Below are 21,230 nucleotides of genomic sequence, written 5' to 3' on the forward strand. Positions count from 1 at the left end.
AATTATGGTAAACAAGAAAAGAAGAATAGTAGTTTCAATTATTTTAATGTTAGCACTTATATTTTCAATGACTTATTATTTAGTAGATAGATCAATAAATGATAGAGGATTAGTTCAAAGTTCTCAAGGAAAAGTTAATACTGATGTTGATGCAAATAAATTAGAAGATAGCGTTAAGGTCTCATTGTTTGCAGGTGATAAAAAAGAAACAGATTTAACAATATCCCAGATAAAGAAACAATTAAATATTAATGGAGATTTAACAAGAGAAGAGTTAACTCAAATATTAAAAAATAGTGGTTATAATTTAGATGTTACATCAAATGGACAAATTATATTCAAGAGAGAAACTTCAAGTACTTTAGAAGCAAACAAATATTATATTGGTGACAAAGATGGATATCTAGCTATATATCAAACGGACAATGAGGGAGTTGCATCAATTAAGAGTACAGAAGATATTTTTTCAGACAATAAACCTATTGAAAATTTAAGAGATGGTGATAAAAATAAAATTAAGAATTTTGAACTTAAATATAATTCAAAAGATGAAGCAGAGGAAAGTATTTCCGAGTTAATATCATAAAACTAAATAAGGCACATTCAAAAAATAACAAGTCAGTATTCTAGTTTATTTTGTGTCATACTGCGTCGGCATATTAGGTCAATAGCTCGCTATTGTGCAAACATGCTTTCTTGCCTGACTCAAAATATACATCGCATCTTTGACTTGTTATTTTCTTTCGTGTGTTTAATCTAAAATGCCTTAGAAACTTTTTTGTTTTCTAGGCATTTTTTGTTTTATTTACTAATCAATTTAATTTTTTTTTGTTTAGTTATTAAAATTACAGTTTTTGTTTTGCTAGAAATATGTTATAAATTTAGGTGTTGTTGAAAGATTAGCCGTAAAATGATAAAGTATAAATTAGAATTAAGGCATTATTTTCTTTAAAAGGCCTTAAATAATTGATTTAAGTGATTGAATTTTGGAGGAAAAATATTAATGTACGAATATATTAAAGGAAAATATATTGGAATAAATAAAGATTATTTAGTTGTTGAGAATAATGGAATAGGTTATAAGATTTTCACATCTGGTGCAACAATGTCCTCAATGCCAACGTTAGGAAAAGAGATTATGTTATACCTTGAACAGATTGTAAGAGAAGATTTTATTGGATTATATGGTTTTGAATCCTTAGGAGAATTAGAGATGTTTAAATTATTACTTACAATTAATGGTGTTGGTGCAAAGGCAGCGTTATCATTACTTTCTATAAGTAGAGTTAATAATTTAAAGTATGCAATATTGACAGGGGATGAAAAACACCTTTGCCGTGGGGTAGGAATAGGTAAGAAGACAGCTGCTAGGATTATATTAGAACTCAAGGATAAATTAAAATCTGATGAGTTATTAGATGGCGTTGATGAATTTAATGGGAGCGAAGATGGAAATTCAGTTGCATTGTCGGAGGCGTTAAGTGCATTACTTGCGTTGGGTTATACTGAGAAAGAATCAGAGAAGGTTCTTAAAACTGTTGACAGGAACGAAAGTGTTGAAAATATAATAAAAAGTTCATTAAAAACATTAATGGGCTAACTTAAGAAGCCTTTAATTAATAGTATTTTGATAAAATAGGAGGTGTGTTTATGGAAAGAATAGTAGTCCCAAGTGAAATACAAGAAGATAGTAAATCTGAACTTAGCTTAAGACCTCAAAAGATAAATGAATATATTGGGCAAGATAAAGTAAAGGAAAGATTAGATATATTTATAAAAGCAGCAAAAAATAGAAAAGAGGCGTTAGATCATGTACTTTTATATGGTCCTCCAGGTCTCGGTAAGACTACGCTAGCTAATATTATTGCTAAGGAAATGAGTGGGGATTTAAAAATCACATCTGGCCCGGCAATTGAAAGGGCAGGAGATTTAGCAGCTATTTTAACTACTTTAAAAGATTATGATGTTTTGTTTATTGACGAAATACATAGATTAAATAGAACCGTTGAAGAAATATTGTATCCTGCTATGGAAGATTATGCATTAGATATCATTATAGGTAAGGGTGCGGCTGCAAAGTCTATAAGGCTTGATCTTTCTAAATTCACATTAATAGGAGCAACAACGAGAATTGGAATGCTAACATCTCCTTTAAGAGATCGATTTGGAGTGCTTTGTGCCATGGAATATTACAATGAGAATGAACTTAAGGAGATTATTGTACGAAGTGCTGCAGTATTTGGATGCAAAATTACAGAAGAAGGTGCTTTTGAGATTGCAACTAGATCTAGAGGAACACCAAGAATTGCAAATAGATTATTAAAGAGAGTTAGAGATTATTCTGAAGTTAAATCTAACAATATAATTTCGCTTAAAGAAGCAAAAGAGGCTTTAGAATTGTTAGAAGTGGATAATCAAGGATTTGATAAAGTCGATAATAAAATATTAGAAGCTATTATAGATAATTTCAATGGTGGCCCTGTTGGAATAGAAACTCTTTCCTATTTTATCGGGGAAGAACTTGGAACCATTGAGGATGTTTATGAACCATATTTACTTCAACAAGGGTTTATTATAAGAACACCAAGGGGAAGAGTTGCAACAGATAAGGCCTATAAACATATAGGGAAAGTTAATATTAATAAAAATAGTGAAATTAATAAAGGACAAAGAAGTTTTTTTAAATAGTTAGGAGAAGATATAATAATGAACGTAAAGGATTTTGATTTTTATTTACCAGAAGAACTTATAGCACAACATCCACTAGAACAAAGGGATTCTTCAAGGCTTATGGTTTTAGATAAAGAAACAGGCGAAGTTGAGCATAAAACTTTTCATGGCATTATAGATTATTTAAATTCTGGAGATACTTTAGTATTAAATAATACAAGAGTAATGCCAGCAAGATTAATTGGAGAAAAGGAAGAAACAGGTGGAAAAATAGAATTCTTATTACTTAAGAGAATAGAAGGCGATAAGTGGGAATGTTTAGCTAAACCGGGTAAGTCAGCAAGGGTTGGTAGAAGATTTACTTTCGGAAATGGAAAGCTTAAGGCAGAGGTAATAGAGGTTAAAGAAGATGGCAATAGAATAATTGAATTTTATTATGCTAGTATATTTGAAGAGGTTTTAGATTCTTTAGGCGAAATGCCACTTCCACCATATATTCATGAAAAATTAGATGATAAAGAGAGATATCAAACAGTATATTCTAAAGAAAAGGGATCAGCAGCAGCACCAACAGCAGGATTACATTTTACAAAAGAATTATTAAAGCAAATTGAAGAAAAAGGTGTTAATGTAGTTTATTTAACTTTACATGTTGGACTTGGAACATTTAGACCTGTAAAGGCTGAAAAGTTGGAAGAACATGAAATGCATTCAGAGTTTTATCATCTTTCAAAAGAAAGTGCAGATATTATAAATGCAACAAAGAAAAGAGGTAACAAAATTATTTCAGTTGGAACAACTTCAGTAAGAACATTAGAGACTATTGGAGATGAAAATGGCATAGTCAGAGAACAAAGTGGATGGACTAATATTTTTATATATCCAGGATATAAATTCAATATTGTTGATAAATTAATTACTAATTTTCATTTGCCACAATCTACATTAATAATGTTAGTTTCGACTTTAGCAGGTAAGGAAAATGTTATGAATGCATATAATGAAGCAGTTAAAGAAAAATATAGATTTTTCTCATTTGGAGATGCTATGTTTATTAAATAAAACTCAATTATTAATATAAAAATTGATTATAATCAATAGATAAGGCAACAATTATAAGGAGTGAAATTTTTGAGTAAAAAGTATACTTTATTAAAGAAAAATGGAAAAGCAAGAAGAGGAAGGTTTGTTACGCCTCATGGAACTATAGAAACACCAGTATTTATGAATGTTGGAACATTAGCTGCTATAAAAGGTGCAGTTTCTAGCATGGACTTAAAGGAAATAGAATGTCAAGTTGAACTTTCAAATACATATCATCTTCATTTAAGGCCTTCTGACAAGGTTGTTAGAGAGCTTGGTGGATTACATAAGTTTATGAATTGGGATAGACCTATATTAACAGATTCAGGTGGATTTCAAGTTTTCTCTTTATCAGGAATGAGAAAGATAAAAGAAGAAGGCGTATATTTTAACTCTCATATAGATGGCAAAAGAATATTTATGGGTCCAGAAGAATCAATGCAAATTCAAAGTAATTTGGCATCAACTATAGCAATGGCATTTGATGAATGCATACCTAACCCATCTACAAGAGAATATGTTGAAAATTCAGTAAACAGAACTACAAGATGGCTTGAAAGATGTAAAATCGAAATGGATAAATTAAATTCATCACAAGATACATTGAATAAAGAACAAATGTTATTTGGAATAAATCAAGGTGGAGTTTATGAAGATATAAGAATAAAACATGCTAAGACTATAACCAAGATGGATTTAGATGGATATGCAATAGGAGGATTAGCAGTTGGTGAAACTCATGAAGAAATGTATAGAATAATTGATGCTGTAGTTCCTCATCTGCCAGAAGATAAACCTATTTATTTAATGGGTGTTGGAACACCAGCTAATATACTAGAAGCTGTAGATAGAGGAGTAGATTTTTTTGATTGTGTACTTCCAGCAAGAAATGGTAGACATGGTCATTTATTTACTAAAGATGGTAAATTCAATATATTAAATGCTAAATTCGAATTAGATGATAGACCAATAGATGAAGGCTGTAAATGTCCAGCGTGTCAGCATTATACAAGAGCTTATATTAGACATTTATTTAAAGCAAAAGAAATGCTTGCTATGAGATTATGTGTGTTACATAATTTATATTTCTACAATAATCTAATGAAAGAGATAAGAGATGCCATAGATGGAGATTATTTTAAAGATTTTAAAGAACAAAAATTAAGAGAATGGCAAATCATATAATAGAACTTTAATTGACATTATATATAAATAATTGTAAACTATCTATCATGGAATAAGATAGAACTTATTTTGTAGATTTTTAAAATAGTATTTTATTAAAGCATTATATTACACATATTTAAAAAATAGTGATTTAATATAAAAGTAAATTTATGGAGGTAAAAAAAATGACGATGGCTTCAATACTTAGTAATGTACTACCGATGGTAGCGGTATTTGTTATATTTTATTTTTTACTTATATTACCTGAAAAGAAAAGAAAAAAGCAGTATAGTACCATGCTAACTGAACTACAAGTAAATGATGAAATCATGACAAGAGGTGGAATCATAGGTAAAATAACAAATATAGATGAAGAATATATTATTATTGAAACAAGTCCAGCAAAAACTAAGATTAAACTTTCTAAAAATGGAATATCATCCAAAGTAAACAAAGAAAATTAATCATAATGCCCCTTGATACTTCATAAAATAAAGTATTGGGGGGTGTTGTTTTAATGGAAAGTAATAATTATTTAAGATCAGTTTTAAAAGGATTAGGTGGAACAATAATTTTAAGTTTAATTGGAGTATTAATATTGTCAATACTTATGAAAACAATAGAATTTAGTTCAAGTGTATTTAGTATGTTATATGTAATAATATCTTTAGTGAGTTTAGCGCTAGGATCTGTAATGGGTGCAAAAGCTAATGCGTCTAAAGGGTGGTTAGTAGGACTTGGAATAGGATTAAGTTATTATTTGGTTTTATTTATAATTTCAAGTTACATAGGTGGTGCTATAATATTTCAAGCTTTTGATTTAGCTAAGTGTATAATATCAGTAGTTGTTGGATTACTAGCAGGAATGTTAGGGATAAATTTATAAAAATCTTTATTAAGAAATTTTATTGTGATATAATCATGGGTGTGTTAGAAAAGTATTGAACACTATTAATGTTTATAGAAATTATTGTAAACTAGGTATAAGCTAAGTTTGCTAAGTGAAGAATTAATATTTTCACTTAGTTTACCATAACTTATACTTGTGTATAGACGTTTTACATAACAAAAATTTATGGAAAGTTTTAACGGTATAGGTTGAATAATTTTAATTTTACTTAGTAATAAAAATTGTAGAAATACCAGAGGGGGATTAAAATGAAGAAGAAAAGTAAGAGTTCAGCATTATTTATAGCAATAATTGTTGTAACGTTTTTTTTAGCTTTTGCAGGATTTAGAGGATTTTTCTTGGGCGGATGGCAATTTAAATCTTTTAATGATGTAATAACCAAAGGACTTGATTTACAAGGTGGAGTTTCTGTGTTAATGGAAATTCAAGACGATAAAGTAACTAAAGACCAATTAGAGAGTACTAAGGAACATATTTCTTTAAGAGTAAATAAACTTGGAGTTGCTGAAACTGTTGTAACAACAGAAGGTGATAGAAAAATCAGAGTAGATGTTCCAGGTGCATTTGATTCACAAGCAATCGTAGAAAGTTTAAGTAAATCAGGAAATCTAGTATTTAAGAGTCCAGATGGAGAAGAAATTCTTACTGGTAAAGAAGTAAAAAAAGCATCGGCAGGAATTAATCAAGAAAATGGTAAACCATCTGTATCTTTGGAATTAAATGAAGAAGGCCAACAAGCTTTTTCAGCAGCAACTGGCAAATATATAGGACAAAAAATTTCCATTTGTATGGATGACGAAGTAGTGTCAGCGCCTACTGTAGAAACACAAATTACAGATGGAAGGGCAAGCATTTCTGGTAGTAAAAATTTAGAAGAAGCTAAGAGTTTAGCTGGAATTATTAACTCAGGAGCTTTACCAACTACAGTTAAAGCGGCTTCAGTAAAAAATGTAGGAGCTCAACTTGGTGCTACAGCACTACCAAATGCTTTAAAAGCAGGAGCACTTGGTATAGGATTAGTTTTCCTATTTATGATTTGTTATTATAGAGTTCCAGGTGTATTAGCTAGCGTGGCTTTAACTTTATATATAACACTTACATTATTTATATTTGTAGAAGTTGGAGTAACAATGACACTACCAGGAATAGCAGCACTGTTACTGACTATTGGTATGGCAGTAGACGCTAATGTGTTGATTTTTGAAAGAATTAGAGAAGAATTAAGAAAAGGTTTATCTATTAAAACCTCAATTAAAAAAGGGTTTGAAAATGCACTGTCTTCAATAGTAGACTCAAATGTAACAACAATCTTATCAGGATTGGTTTTATATTTCTTTGGTTCAGGAGCAGTTAAAGGATTTGCCGTTACATTAATGATAGGTATAGTTGTAAGTTTATTTACAGCTTTGATAGTTAGTAAAATGCTTATTAACTTAGCAGTTGATGCTGGGATATTAACAAAGCTATCATACTTTGGAGTTAAGAGGGAGGAAGAACATGTTTAAAATAATAGAAAAATCAAAGATATGGCTTTCAATTTCTCTAATTGTTATTTTGATCGGATTAGGCTTTTTATGTACTAGAGGATTAAACTTTGGTATAGACTTTAAAGGTGGTACTCAATTAACAATTCAATTAAACTCAAGTACAGATAAACAAGAAGTGGATAATATAATAAAATCATATGCTCAAGATGCTGTTGGAAATACAGTAGATAATAATCAGTATGAAGTTAAATCAGGAGATTTAAATAGCGAAAAAGTATCTTCTATTATGAAAGAATTAAAAGAAAAATATGGATTAGAAGATAATGCACTTATTTCTCAAGATGAAATAGGAGCATCTGTTGGTAAAGAATTAACACAAAAATCATTAATAGCATTTTGTATTGCTTGTGTTGTAATGTTAATATATATAGCTATAAGATTTGAATTTAATTTTGGTGTTGCAGCTTTAGTAGCAACTGTTCATGATGTATTAATAACTGTAAGCGTATATGCTATATTTGATATTAAGGTTAATACACCATTTATTGCAGCTATATTAACAATTATAGGATATTCAATGAATGATACCATTGTAATTTTTGATAGAATAAGAGAAAATGCAAAAAATATGAGAAGAGCAAATACAATAGATATAGCTAATATTAGTTTAACTGAAACTATGACGAGATCTATAAATACATCTATAACAACACTATTTACAATAGTTGCTGTAAATATATTTGTACCAACGGTTAGAGAATTTACTATTCCACTTATTATAGGTATAGTAGCAGGAGCTTATTCTTCAATATTTGTAGCATCTCCAGTTTGGGTTTATCTTAAGGCAAGAGCGAAAAATAAAAAATTACAAAGAGTTTAATTTATTGTTGGATATAAATTAAAGGTAGATAAAATGAAACTTGCTTTTGTGAGTAAATACATAAAAGTTTAGGTAAAGTAATCCAGGGGTCTATGTATTATTTAGTTTAATTTTAGAAACAATTAAGTAATGCGTAGTATTGGATAAGGTGTATGAAAGAAAATAACAGACCAAAGATTGCGCCATATATTTCATGTCAGACAAGAAGGTAAGTTTTGATTCATAGCTTATCTATTATCAAAACTTGCTGACACAGTATGGCACAAAATAGACAAGCACACTGGTCTGTTATTTTTTTGAATGTGCCTAAACCTCCATAGTGAAATTTGGAGGTTTATTCATTTTGTAATAAAATATTTGTAAAAAAGATTATAATCAATTATAATATAACTGTTTTCTAATTTTATGGAGGAATAAGCCATGCGTAAGTTCTGGGAAAGTATTTATTGTCCAAATTATATTACTGGATATAACCCCTTTATACTTAAAGGTATGAACAAAGCATTAGAAAGAGTCGTCTCTGCTGTAAACAATAGAGAAAAAATAGTTATTTATGGAATTCCAAATGTTGATGGTATTTGTGCAATTGCATCATTAATACTTGTTTTGAAGTATTTAAATGCAGATGTAGAATATCTTATATATGATGGAGTGAAGAGTAGAGATAAACTTAATTCTAAAGATATAAAGAATAATGTGGATTTTTTAGGAGCTGAGTTATTAATAACCTTAGGGGTAGGACTAAAGTCACAGGAAGAAGTAACTTTGTGTGAAAAATTGGGTATAGATTTAATTGTTCTTGAAAACAAGGAAAGTGACCTTGTAGATGAATACATATATGTTAACCCAAGACAAAAAGGATGTCAGTATAGATATAAAAATTTATCTATAAGTGCATTAACATTTAAGTTAATGCAATCAATTGCAATATATTACAATATGAAAAGTATTAATAAATATTTAGATTTAATTCTTATGGGAGTACAATGTACAAATGTATCGACCAAAGGAGAAAATGGAATATTAATAAAAGAAGGGAATAAATTTTTATTTAATACCAACAATAATGGGTTAAGATCAGTAATAGAATTTAATAATGTAAAAGAACTTAATTATGATTCTATAAATGAAATGATAGAATTTATTACTCCAACAATAGGAGCAGTAGGTATTATGGATAATGCAAGAATAGTACTGGAGTTATTAACTACAGATGACAAAGATAGAGCAGATCAAATAGTTAAGTATTTATATAATTCAAAGAAAAGTGAGATGCTTAAATAAAAACAACTGTAATTTTATATTTATTTTTAAATAATAGTTTTTGGAGGAATTAAAATGGATTTAAGAGATAAAATAAGAATAATTGACGGGTTTCCAAAGGAAGGAATAAGTTTTAAGGACATAACAACATTAATAGGTGAAGGAGAATCTTTAAAAGCATCTATTGATATGTTTGTAGATTATCTAAAAGACAAAAAAATTGATTTAATTGTTGGACCTGAAGCAAGAGGATTTATTTTTGGAGTTCCTGTTGCATATGCTTTAGGAATTGGGTTTGTTCCAGTAAGAAAACCAGGAAAATTACCAGGTGAAACCATTTCTGTTGATTATGACTTAGAATATGGTAGTGATGTTCTTCAAATTCATAAAGATGCTATTAAAAAGGGTCAAAGAGTTGCAATAATAGATGATTTATTAGCAACAGGTGGTACATTAGAAGGTGTTGCTAAATTAGTTGAACAAGCTGGCGGGGAAGTTGTTTCTATTGACTTTTTAATAGAATTAACTGAACTTAAGGGGAGAGATAAATTAAAAAACTATGATGTATTATCATTAGTGCAATATGACCTTTAAATTTATTGAAAATAGTTGTAAAATAATATATAATTATAGGAAAGGCTGGTTATATAACCAGCCTTTGAATTTACAGAAATTTAACAAAAGGAGAGAGTAATCCTTATGATTGATAACTTATTAGAAAAAATTCATACCAATTGTCATAATGTTGATGTTGAAATAATTAAAAAAGCATATTTTTTTGCACAGGAAGCTCATAAGGAACAAAAAAGAGAATCAGGTGAACCGTACATAATTCATCCAATAGATGTAGCAGAAATTCTTGCTGAACTTGGAATGGATACAAGTACTATTGCAGCTGGACTTCTTCATGATGTAATTGAAGATACTGAATGTTCTTATGAATTAATGGTAAGTACCTTTAATGAGGAAGTAGCAAATCTTGTTAATGGAGTAACTAAGCTTGGAAAAATTCAATATAAAACAAAAGAAGAACAACAAGCAGATAATGTTAGAAAGATGTTACTTGCTATGGCTAAGGATATACGTGTTATCATTATAAAACTTGCAGATAGATTGCATAATATGAGAACACTTAAATTTATGCCAAAAGAAAAACAAAAATTAAAAGCAAAAGAAACATTAGACATTTATGCGCCACTAGCTCATAGACTTGGTATGTCTAAGATCAAATGGGAACTCGAAGATCTCTCTTTTAGATATTTACATGAAAATGAATATTATGAATTAGTACACCAAATAGCTGAAAAAAGAGTTGAGAGAGAAACTTATATAAATAATGTTATAGTTGATTTAAAGAAAAAGTTAGAATCATCAGGCATAGACTCAGACATTGAAGGAAGACCTAAACATTTTTATAGTATTTATAAAAAGATGGTTAATAAAAATAAAAGTATAGAACAAATTTTTGACTTAACAGCTATTAGAATATTAGTTAATTCAGTTAAGGATTGTTATGGAGTACTTGGAATAGTACATACAATATATAGACCGATACCAGGGAGATTTAAAGACTATATAGCAATGCCGAAACCTAATATGTATCAATCTTTACATACTACTGTAATTGGATCACAAGGAAAAACTTTTGAAATTCAGATAAGAACTTTTGAAATGCATAAAACAGCAGAATATGGTATTGCTGCTCATTGGAAGTATAAAGAAGGAGATTTAACTGAAGAGGATAAAGATAAAGAATTTGAGAAAAAATTAGTATGGCTTAGAGATATGTTAGAATGGCAAAAAGAAACTTCAGATGCAGAAGAATTTATTGAAGGATTTAAAATCGATTTGTTTTCTGATGAAGTATTCGTATTTACTCCAAAAGGTGTTGTAATAAATTTATGTAGTAAGGCAACACCAATAGATTTTGCTTATAGAATACATACTGATGTTGGGAATAAGTGTGTTGGAGCTAAGGTTAATGGAAAGATTGTTCCTCTTGATTATACACTTAAAACTGGAGAAATTGTTGAAATTCTTACTTCACAAAATTCAAAAGGACCTAACATGGATTGGTTAAACAGTGCTAAAAGTAATCAATCTAAAAGTAAAATAAAGTTATGGTTTAAGAAAGCCAAAAAGGAAGAAAATATAATTAAAGGAAAAGAACTTCTTGAAAAAGAACTCAAGAAACAAAGTGCTAATTTTGCTGATATTGCAAAAGGTGATAGTTATGAAAAATTAACAAAGAGATATAATGTTCATTGTATTGAAGATTTATATGCTGTAATTGGAGTTGGAGGACTTTCAGCATCTTCTTTTGTTTCAAGACTTAAAGAAGATAATGAGCCAACTAAAGAAAAGGATTTACAAGAATCATTATATAAAACAATAGAGGGACATATTGCAAAGAATGGAAAGCAAAAAACTTCTGATAACTATGGTATAAGTGTAAAAGGTGTAAGTAATATTATGGTTAGATTTGCAAAGTGTTGCAATCCGGTACCAGGAGATGAAATTTTAGGTTATATAACAAAGGGCAGGGGAGTATCAGTTCATAGACAAGATTGTAGTAATTTAAAAGCTCTTATTGATACAGATGGTGATAAGGTAGTAGAAGTATCTTGGGGATCGTCAAATGGAAATGCATATTTTGCAGAAATTCAAGTGCAAACGGAAGATAAAATGGGAATTCTTAGTGATATAATGAGTGTGATTACTGATTTAAAGTTACATTTAAGTTCATTAAATGCTAATCCAGCAAAAGAAGGAATTGCACTTATAAATATAAAAATAAAAATTAATTCTATAGAAGATTTAAAAGATTTTATGAAAAAAATTAAAAAGCTTAAGGGTGTAATGGATGTTTATAGAATGAATAGTTGAGGAATGATAAAAATGAGAGCAGTAGTGCAAAGAGTAATTTCATCAAATGTTAAGGTCGATGGGTGTATAATAGGAACTATAAAAAAGGGACTTAATGTATTAATAGGAATAGCTAAGGAAGATACATTAGAAGATTTAAAGTACATAAAAGATAAAATTATTAATTTAAGAATTTTTGAAGATGAAAATGCTAAAATGAACTTATCATTATTAGATGTTAAAGGAGAAATTTTAGTTATATCACAGTTTACCTTATATGGGGATTGTAGAAAAGGAAGAAGACCAAACTTTATGGAAGCTAAAGCTGGAGAAGATGCTGAAGAATTTTATGAAACTTTTGTTAGTCTTTTAAAAGAAACAGATTTAAAAGTTGAAACAGGAAAGTTTGGAGCAGATATGAAGGTTGAAATACATAATGATGGTCCTGTTACAATAATTTTAGATAGTAAGCTGATGAGAGCAAAATAAGTTTAATTATATATGTTCTAATTAATAGAATTGATTATTTATATGGTTGACCTCTAAAGAAATAATAGAGATACTGAATAAATTCAAATGAATAATGATTTTTAGAATATATATCTAAAAAGAACTTTTAAAGAATTTTGGGAGGTGTTCGTATTGATTATAAAAACAATTCCAGCAGGAATATATGATGCAAATTGTTATCTAGTAATAGATGAGGGATCAAAAGAATGTGGAGTAATTGATCCAGGTGGTGATTCACAAAGGATAGAGACTATTATTAAATCTTTAGATGTTAAAGTTAAATACATTATTTTAACACATGGTCATGTAGATCATGTAGGTGGGGTAGTGGATTTAAGTAAGACTTTTAATGTTCCATTTTTTATAAGCAAAATAGATGAAGAATATATGGAAAAGGATTATGAAGTTTTTGGAAGTTTGCCTAAGGCTTCAGGATACCTAAAAGAAGGAGATACTTTAAGTTTAGGTGATAAGGAAATTAAAGTTATAGAGACACCAGGACACACAAAAGGTGGACTTTGTTTCTTGATTGAAGACAAGGTATTTACAGGAGATACACTTTTCCAAGGCTCTATTGGTAGAACTGACTTTGTTGGTGGAAATATGGGAGAAATTATAAATAGTATAAAAGAAAAGTTGCTTATATTAGGCGATGATGTAGAGGTTTATCCAGGTCATGGATCAATGTCTAATATACTGTATGAAAAAAGGAGAAATCCATTTTTAGCATAAGGAGAAATTATGGAAGTTACAGTTAATTTAAATAATTTAAAATACAGATATGAAGTGTATCAATTATTTAATATATATTTTCCTTTAAGAGAGATTAAATTCTTAAGTGAAGAAGAAGCAGAATATATTTTTTACATTGATGAAGAGAAACTAAAATTTTCGTATAAGGAATATGTTAAAGAAGAATCTTTAGGAGAGGATATTAAGAATTCTCTTAGAAGATTCATTTTTTCCTGTTTAAAAGAAATAACAGGTGATATATATCCGTGGGGAATTTTAATTGGAATTAGACCATCTAAGATAGCATTAAAATTACTTAAAGAAGGTTATACTGAAGAAGAGATTGTAAAAATCTTTAAAGATAGATATTTAGCTCATGAAGATAAAGCAAAAATTTGTATAGAAGTTGCTAAATGTGAAGATAAATTTGTAAATAAAGATAAAAATAAAATATCTATTTATATTGGAATGGCATTTTGCCCTACTAAGTGTCTTTATTGTTCGTTTACATCTAATCCTATAAAGGGAAATCAGAAGATAGTAATTCCTTATTTGGAAGCCTTAATAAAAGAAATTAAAGCAATGAAAGAATATGTAGAGGAAAAAAATATTGATATAGAAACAGTATACTTTGGCGGTGGAACTCCAACATCTGTAGATGATAAACAATTTAAATTTTTAATGGATGAGATATATGATGCATTTGTTAAGGATAAACATATTAAAGAATTTACGGTTGAATGTGGTAGACCAGACACGATAACTTTGAATAAACTAGAAACTATGAAGTCATGTGATGTAAACAGGATTAGCATAAATCCTCAAACTATGAACGATGAAACACTAAACTTAATTGGAAGAACTCATTCTAAAGATGATATTAAAGAAAAGTTTAAAATGGCAAGAGAACTTGGATTTAATGATATAAATATGGATATAATAATAGGTCTTCCGGGTGAAGGTCATAGTGAAATGATAAATACTAAAAACGAGTTAATTGCTTTAAAACCGGATAGTATAACAGTACATGGACTTGCTTTAAAAAGAGGGTCTAGAATGTATGAAAACTTTATATTAAAAAAAGGTATAGACATTCCTCCTCAAGAAGAGATTGCAAAAATGTATGAAGAAAGCAGAAATTTAGCTAAAGGCTTAGATATTTACCCATATTACATGTATAGGCAAAAAAATATGGTTGGAAATATGGAAAATTTGGGGTATGCTAAAGAAGGTAAAGAATGTATTTATAATATTGAAATGATTGAAGAAAAGCAGACAATAATTGCTTTAGGAGCAGCTGCTGTAAGTAAAGTGATATTTTTGGATGAAGATAGGCTTGAAAGATTTCCTAATCTAAAGGATATTAAAGAATATATTTCAAGAGTAGACGAAATGATTGATGGAAAAAAAGAATTACTGAACACGTTGTATTAAACTACATTATTGAGAGAATAAATTAATTTGAGTTAGTTTAGAAATTATATTATAAAAGAGCTTAAACTAGTTTTATATTCTCATTTAAGGAGGAATATAAATGGCAATTGAACTACAAGCACCAAAGGGTACTAAGGATATGTTACCTCAAGATGCACATAAATGGAATTATGTAGAAAATACATTTAAAAATGTTGCAAAAACTTATGGAATCAGAGAAATGAGAACTCCAATATTTGAACATACAGAAGTATTTTCAAGAGGCGTTGGTGATACAACAGATATAGTTCAAAAGGAAATGTATACTTTTAAGGATAAAGGTGATAGAAGTGTAACATTAAAACCAGAAGGAACTGCTGCTTTTGTTAGAGCATTCATAGAAAATAGATTATTTAATGAGGCACAACCTACAAAGTTATATTATATAATTCCAGCATTTAGATATGAAAATGTTCAAAAGGGAAGACTTAGACAATTTCATCAATGTGGAGTTGAGGTTTTTGGATCTAAAGAACCTTCTATAGATGCTGAAGTTATAGCAATGGCTATGGAAACTTTAAAGGAACTTGGACTTAAGGATTTACATTTGCATATAAACAATTTAGGATGTCCAAATTGTAGGCCTAAATATAATGAGGCTTTAAAGAAATTTTTAGCAGATAATTATGATGGACTTTGTGATACATGTAAGAGTAGATTTGAAAAAAACCCTATGAGAATACTTGATTGTAAAGAAAAAAAATGTCAAGAGATTACAAAGAATGCACCAATAATTTTAGATTTTATGTGTGAAGAATGTGATACTCACTTTAATAAGGTTAAGGAATATTTAGATATATTAGGTCTTCCATATACAGTAGATCCAGGAATAGTTAGGGGATTAGATTATTATACAAAGACTATTTTTGAAATATTAAATTCTGACTTTACTGTTTGTGGTGGAGGAAGATATGATAAACTTATAGAAGAACTTGGTGGACCAGAAATGCAAGCAGTTGGTTTTGCTATGGGAATTGAAAGACTCATTATGACTCTAGATAAAGAAGGAATAGAGATACCGAATGAAAATTTAGTTGATTTATATATTGGAGACAGAGGAGAAGATGGGAAAAAGTATGCATTTAAATTAGCTCATGATTTAAGAGACTTAGGTGTTAACTGTGAAATAAATCATATGGGAAGAAGTGTAAAGGCTGCAATGAAATTCGCAAATAAATTAGGAGTAGCATTTACTACTATCTTAGGTGAAGATGAATTACAAAATGAAAAGATTACACTAAAAAGAATGTCAGACGGTGAAACCTTCGAGGTTTCTTTAAAAACTATAGAAGAAATAAAGAACATAGTTAAGTGTTAGGAGGAAATGACAAATGGGAGAAGCTTTAGGTGGTTTAAAGCGTACAATGATGTGTGGAGAACTTAGAGAAGAACATGTAAGTAAAAAAGTTACTTTAATGGGATGGGTTCAAAGAAATAGAAAACTTGGGGGACTTGATTTTATTGATTTAAGAGATAGAACAGGCATTATGCAAGTTGTTCTTGGAGAAGAAATAAATGCAGAGGCTTTTGAAAAAGCAAAATCAGTTAGACCTGAATATTGTATTGCAGTAACAGGTGAAGTGGTTATGAGACAAAGTCCAAATGAAAATATGCCAACTGGAATGGTAGAATTAAAGTGTGAAGCATTAAAGGTTCTTTCGGAATCTGAAACTCCACCAATATATATCAAAGAGGATTTAGATGCAGCTGAAAATATTAGATTAAAATATAGATATTTAGATTTAAGAAGACCAGACATGCAAAAAATCTTTATAACAAGAAGTAAGACAACAAAAGCAATACGTGATTATTTAGAAAACAATGGTTTCTTAGATATAGAAACTCCAATGTTAACTAAGAGCACACCAGAAGGAGCTAGAGATTATTTGGTGCCTTCAAGAAATTATCCAGGAATGTTTTATGCTCTTCCACAATCACCACAATTATTCAAACAATTATTGATGGTGTCTGGATTTGATAAATATTATCAAATAGTTAAATGTTTTAGAGATGAAGATTTAAGAGCGAATAGACAACCAGAATTTACTCAAGTAGATATGGAATTAAGCTTTGTAGAGCAAGAGGACATAATGGCAGTAAATGAAGGCTTAATATCTCATGTATTTAAAGAAGTTGCAGGAGTAGATGTTAAGCTTCCAATTAAGAGAATGACATTTAAAGATGCAATGGAGAAATATGGATCAGACAAACCAGATGTAAGATTTGGTATGGAAATAACTAATATAACAGAGGATGTTCGTGATTTAGATTTTGTAGTATTTAAATCTGCTATAGAAAATGGTGGATCTGTTAGAGCTCTATGCTTAAAGGGTGGAGCAGATATGGGAAGAAAGCCTTTAGATAAATTAGGCGAATTTATTAAAACTTATAAAGCTAAGGGACTTGCTTGGATTCAACTTAAAGAAGGTGGAGTTAAATCATCAATAGCTAAATTTTTAACTGATGATGTAACAAATGCTATAGTAAAAACTATGAATGCTGAAGCTGGAGATGCGGTGCTTATAGTAGCAGATAAAGATTCAGTAGTATTCCAAAGCTTAGGAGCTTTAAGATTAGAATTAGCTAAACAATTTGAATTGGTAAAAGATAAAAATGAATTTAACTTCACTTGGGTTACTGAATTCCCTTTATTTGAATATAGTGAAGAAGAAGAAAGATATATGGCTTGTCACCACCCATTTACAGCACCAATGGATGAGGATTTAGATTTCATTGAATCTAATCCAGGAATTGTACGTTCTAAAGCTTATGATTTGGTATTAAATGGAGAAGAACTAGGCGGAGGATCTATAAGAATTCACGATACTGACCTTCAAGAAAGAATGCTTAAGGCACTAGGATTTACACAAGAAGATGCATGGGCAAAATTTGGATTTCTATTGCAAGCATTAAAATTTGGACCACCACCACATGGCGGTTTAGCATTTGGATTAGATAGAATGATAATGTTCTTAGCTGGAACAGATAATATTAAAGATGTTATTGCATTCCCTAAAAACCAAAATGCTTATTGTTACTTAAGTGAAGCTCCTAATATAGCGGATGAAAAACAATTAACAGAATTAGGAATAGCAATACTTCCTAAAGAAGATAAAAAAGACGAAGAATAAATAATAGTTCAAATATTGCATTTGGATTAATTACTTTATTCCGAAACATATGTGAGTAAACTTTTCTTTGTATTTAATAAGCCCTCTAATTTTTAGAAAGTAATTTCTGAAATTAGAGGGCTTATTTTTAATTAGATAGAGTGCTTGTTTCAGTTTCATTAATATTATCTTTATCTTTAGCTAATATAATTGTAGATGTTAATATTAGTATACAACCTAATATTAAAGCTGTTGATAGATGCTCTCCTAAAAATACTATTCCTAAAATTATACTAACAATAGGTTCAAATGTTCCTAATATTGATGAGGATGCTGCTCCTATTATGTCCATAGCCTTAAGAAATAATATCATAGAAGCTATTGTTGAAATTGTAGATATTACTATATAAGACTCTACTATTTTAAAATTAAATTCTAGAATTATGGAGTTGCTTAATAATCCATATAAAATCATACCTATTGTTGCTCCAATACAAATATACATAGTTACAATTATATTGTCTATAGATTTTAGTAATTTCAAGTCCAGTGTTATTATATTAAGTCCATATGATACACCTGAAAATAATGCTAAAAATATCCCGAGACTATTTAATGTTTGATTTTCAAAAGCAATAAGAGAGTACACTCCTATTCCTGAAAGTATTAGAGAAGTTATTTTTCTAATACTAATTTTATCTTTAAAAAATATAAATCCAATTATAGAAACTACAGCTGGATATATAAAATGAAATGTTGTAGCTAGTCCAGCTCCTAAATAATCATAAGATAGAAATAAAGTTTGTGTTGTCAATGTATATCCTAAAATTCCAGTTAGCAACAAGAGTGTAAGTTGTTTTTTTTCAATTCTAAGATTTATATTTTTATATTTTAGATATATAAACAGTATTAATGATGCTAAGAAAAATCTAAATATTAATACAGTTGTTGGATTAGAACCATTTTTATAAGCTATCTTAGAAAATATAGGCATAAGACCAAATGCCACTGACGACAGAATTGCATATGTTAATCCTTTATAATTGTTCAAGATTTTGCCTCCTTGATTTTATACAAATTATTTTTTTTAATGTGCCTAATATTGATATTTAAAAAAATTAATCCTTATAAAGTATAATTAATTTTAATAGGTCAATCAAGCAAACTTTGGAAAAAATATATACAATAAAAAGAATATTATTAGATATTGTATGATTTTTCAGCAATTTAGGCACATGAAAGAAAATAACAAGTCAAAATAGACTAGCATACTGACTTGCTATTTATTTTTATATGCCTTATATAAAAACGATATAATTTACAAGAGAGTTACTTTATGTAATAATAAAATAATGAGTTTTTATGAAGAAAAATAGTAAGTGAGGTAAAAAATGAAAATAGGATTTGACCATATAAAATATTTAGAGGAACAATCAAAATATATATTAGAAAGAGTTAATCATTATGATAAACTTTATCTAGAGTTTGGAGGTAAACTTTTTAATGATAGACATGCAATGAGAGTACTTCCTGGATTTGATGAAAATGCAAAAATTAAATTATTACATAAGCTAAGAGAAAAAGTAGAAGTTGTAATATGTGTTTATGCAGGAGACATAGAAAGAAATAAAATAAGAGGCGACTTTGGCATTACATATGATATGGATGTATTAAGACTTATTGATGATTTAAGAGCTTATGATTTAGAAGTTAATAGTGTAGTTATAACTAGATATGCGGGACAACCTGCAACTACAGTATTTATAAACAAGCTTGAAAGAAGAGGAATCAAGGTATACAAACACCAATCAACTAAGGGATATCCAACTGATGTAGATACAATAGTTAGTGAAGAAGGTTATGGTAAAAATCCTTATATTGAAACTACAAAACCAATAGTGGTAGTAACAGCTCCAGGGCCAGGTAGTGGAAAACTTGCTACTTGTCTTAGTCAATTATATCATGAATCTAAAAGAGGTAATGCTGCAGGGTACTCAAAGTTTGAAACATTCCCTGTGTGGAATGTTCCTTTAAAGCATCCATTAAATATAGCATATGAAGCTGCAACTGTTGATTTAAAGGATGTTAATTTACTAGATTCATTCCATATGGATGCTTATAACAAAGTTACAGTTAACTATAATAGAGATATTGAAACTTTTCCTGTTTTAAGAAGAATAATAGAAAAGATAACAGGTAAAGAATCAATTTATAAATCACCAACAGACATGGGTGTTAATAGAGTTGGATTTGGAATAGTTGATGATGAAGCTGTTAAAGAAGCATCTAGACAAGAAGTTATCAGAAGATATTTTAAAACTGGATGTGAATATAAAAAAGGATATGTTGATAAAGAAACTTTCGATAGATCTAAGTTAATAATGGAAGAACTAAATCTTAAAGAAACTGATAGAAAAGTAGTTCTACCAGCTAGAGAAAAGTCATCTAAGCTAAAGATGGATGCAGATGAAAATGACACATGTCCAGTTGTAGCATTAGAATTGCAAGATGGAACAATATTAACAGGAAAGAATTCAGATTTAATGGATGGACCAGCGGCGGTAACAATAAATGCAATAAAGTATTTAGCTAATATTTCAGATGACATATATTTAATATCACCAGTTATACTTGAACCAATAATAAATCTTAAAGCTAAGACTTTTAAAGAAAGAAATATATCATTGAGTTGTGAAGAAGTTCTTACGGCATTAAGTATTTCAGCTGCAACAAACCCAACAGCAGGGGTAGCTATGGAAAAGTTAAGTTTATTAAAAGGATGTCAAGCTCACTCAACAACTATACTTTCAAGAGCAGATGAATTAACTTTTGGTAAATTGGGAATAGAAATAACTAGTGATGCTAATTATCCATCAGAAAGTCTTTATTATAATAACTAATAAGGCACATGAAAGAAAATAGCAAGTAAAGATGTGATGTATATTTTTTGAATGTGTCTAAATATTTTATAATTTATAAGAAAAGTTAAGAGTGTGTATCAATTAGATTAACACTCTTAACTTTGAAAAAATATGGACAGTAGCTAGTTTTGTGTAAAAACAAAACTAGCTACTGTCCAT

The 21,230-nt window shown here is 29.1% G+C and carries 19 protein-coding genes; 18 read left to right on the forward strand and 1 reads right to left on the reverse strand.

Annotation, left to right across the window (positions count from 1 at the left end; all coding sequences use genetic code 11):
• Positions 1 to 4: 4 nt before the first annotated feature.
• The 17 genes from BM027_RS12660 (at position 5) to aspS (ending at position 18,171) form a co-directional block, all read left to right on the forward strand.
• Positions 5 to 586: a hypothetical protein gene (locus BM027_RS12660; RefSeq protein ID WP_090092401.1), complete on the forward strand. Its 582-nt coding sequence runs from the start codon at positions 5 to 7 to the stop codon at positions 584 to 586.
• Between the two features lie 417 nt (positions 587 to 1,003).
• Positions 1,004 to 1,600 carry a Holliday junction branch migration protein RuvA gene (ruvA, locus tag BM027_RS12665; protein WP_090092404.1) on the forward strand — a complete coding sequence of 199 codons (597 nt, stop codon included), beginning with the start codon at positions 1,004 to 1,006 and terminating at the stop codon, positions 1,598 to 1,600.
• A 50-nt stretch (positions 1,601 to 1,650) separates the two neighbouring features.
• Positions 1,651 to 2,688: a Holliday junction branch migration DNA helicase RuvB gene (gene ruvB / locus BM027_RS12670; protein WP_090092406.1), complete on the forward strand. Its 1,038-nt coding sequence runs from the start codon at positions 1,651 to 1,653 to the stop codon at positions 2,686 to 2,688.
• A gap of 18 nt (positions 2,689 to 2,706) precedes the next feature.
• Positions 2,707 to 3,732 (forward strand): tRNA preQ1(34) S-adenosylmethionine ribosyltransferase-isomerase QueA, encoded by a 1,026-nt coding sequence (gene queA / locus BM027_RS12675; RefSeq protein ID WP_090092409.1) that lies wholly within the window; start codon positions 2,707 to 2,709, stop codon positions 3,730 to 3,732.
• Between the two features lie 69 nt (positions 3,733 to 3,801).
• The gene (tgt, locus tag BM027_RS12680) at positions 3,802 to 4,938 is read left to right on the forward strand and encodes a tRNA guanosine(34) transglycosylase Tgt (RefSeq protein WP_090092411.1); all 1,137 of its coding nucleotides are present in this window, start codon (positions 3,802 to 3,804) and stop codon (positions 4,936 to 4,938) included.
• Positions 4,939 to 5,111: 173 nt separating this feature from the next.
• Positions 5,112 to 5,384, forward strand: a complete 273-nt coding sequence (yajC, locus tag BM027_RS12685; protein ID WP_090092462.1) for a preprotein translocase subunit YajC — start codon at positions 5,112 to 5,114, stop codon at positions 5,382 to 5,384.
• 53 nt (positions 5,385 to 5,437) lie between these two features.
• Entirely contained in the window at positions 5,438 to 5,806 is a 369-nt protein-coding gene (locus BM027_RS12690; RefSeq protein WP_090092413.1) for a TIGR04086 family membrane protein, read from the forward strand.
• A gap of 272 nt (positions 5,807 to 6,078) precedes the next feature.
• Positions 6,079 to 7,335: a protein translocase subunit SecD gene (gene secD / locus BM027_RS12695; RefSeq protein ID WP_090092415.1), complete on the forward strand. Its 1,257-nt coding sequence runs from the start codon at positions 6,079 to 6,081 to the stop codon at positions 7,333 to 7,335.
• A complete protein-coding gene (gene secF, locus BM027_RS12700; RefSeq protein WP_090092417.1) occupies positions 7,328 to 8,197 on the forward strand; it encodes a protein translocase subunit SecF in 870 nt (289 codons plus the stop codon). The genes secD and secF overlap by 8 nt, the downstream gene beginning before the upstream one ends.
• 420 nt (positions 8,198 to 8,617) lie before the next feature.
• Complete coding sequence (locus tag BM027_RS12705) at positions 8,618 to 9,481, forward strand: DHH family phosphoesterase (RefSeq protein WP_090092420.1); 864 nt, start codon at positions 8,618 to 8,620, stop codon at positions 9,479 to 9,481.
• A gap of 54 nt (positions 9,482 to 9,535) precedes the next feature.
• Positions 9,536 to 10,054: an adenine phosphoribosyltransferase gene (locus tag BM027_RS12710; protein ID WP_090092423.1), complete on the forward strand. Its 519-nt coding sequence runs from the start codon at positions 9,536 to 9,538 to the stop codon at positions 10,052 to 10,054.
• A gap of 105 nt (positions 10,055 to 10,159) precedes the next feature.
• Positions 10,160 to 12,346 carry a RelA/SpoT family protein gene (locus BM027_RS12715; RefSeq protein WP_090092425.1) on the forward strand — a complete coding sequence of 729 codons (2,187 nt, stop codon included), beginning with the start codon at positions 10,160 to 10,162 and terminating at the stop codon, positions 12,344 to 12,346.
• A gap of 12 nt (positions 12,347 to 12,358) precedes the next feature.
• On the forward strand, positions 12,359 to 12,814 hold the full coding sequence (dtd, locus tag BM027_RS12720; RefSeq protein ID WP_090092429.1) for a D-aminoacyl-tRNA deacylase: 456 nt from the start codon (positions 12,359 to 12,361) through the stop codon (positions 12,812 to 12,814).
• A gap of 153 nt (positions 12,815 to 12,967) precedes the next feature.
• Complete coding sequence (locus BM027_RS12725) at positions 12,968 to 13,567, forward strand: MBL fold metallo-hydrolase (protein ID WP_090092431.1); 600 nt, start codon at positions 12,968 to 12,970, stop codon at positions 13,565 to 13,567.
• A 9-nt stretch (positions 13,568 to 13,576) separates the two neighbouring features.
• Entirely contained in the window at positions 13,577 to 15,001 is a 1,425-nt protein-coding gene (locus tag BM027_RS12730) for a coproporphyrinogen III oxidase (protein ID WP_090092433.1), read from the forward strand.
• Positions 15,002 to 15,101: 100 nt separating this feature from the next.
• Positions 15,102 to 16,358, forward strand: coding sequence for a histidine--tRNA ligase (gene hisS, locus BM027_RS12735; protein ID WP_090092435.1), 1,257 nt, complete (start codon positions 15,102 to 15,104; stop codon positions 16,356 to 16,358).
• Positions 16,359 to 16,371: 13 nt separating this feature from the next.
• Positions 16,372 to 18,171 carry an aspartate--tRNA ligase gene (aspS, locus tag BM027_RS12740; protein ID WP_090092437.1) on the forward strand — a complete coding sequence of 600 codons (1,800 nt, stop codon included), beginning with the start codon at positions 16,372 to 16,374 and terminating at the stop codon, positions 18,169 to 18,171.
• Positions 18,172 to 18,298: 127 nt separating this feature from the next.
• Here the strand turns inward: aspS and BM027_RS12745 are convergent, their stop codons facing one another.
• Positions 18,299 to 19,201 (reverse strand): DMT family transporter, encoded by a 903-nt coding sequence (locus tag BM027_RS12745; protein ID WP_090092442.1) that lies wholly within the window; start codon positions 19,199 to 19,201, stop codon positions 18,299 to 18,301.
• A 340-nt stretch (positions 19,202 to 19,541) separates the two neighbouring features.
• Between BM027_RS12745 and BM027_RS12750 the strand changes: the two genes are divergently transcribed.
• Positions 19,542 to 21,050 carry a DUF1846 domain-containing protein gene (locus BM027_RS12750; protein ID WP_090092444.1) on the forward strand — a complete coding sequence of 503 codons (1,509 nt, stop codon included), beginning with the start codon at positions 19,542 to 19,544 and terminating at the stop codon, positions 21,048 to 21,050.
• The last annotated feature ends 180 nt before the right edge of the window (positions 21,051 to 21,230 follow it).

This window comes from Clostridium uliginosum, assembly GCF_900112485.1.
In the GTDB taxonomy this organism is placed as follows: domain Bacteria; phylum Bacillota; class Clostridia; order Clostridiales; family Clostridiaceae; genus Clostridium; species Clostridium uliginosum.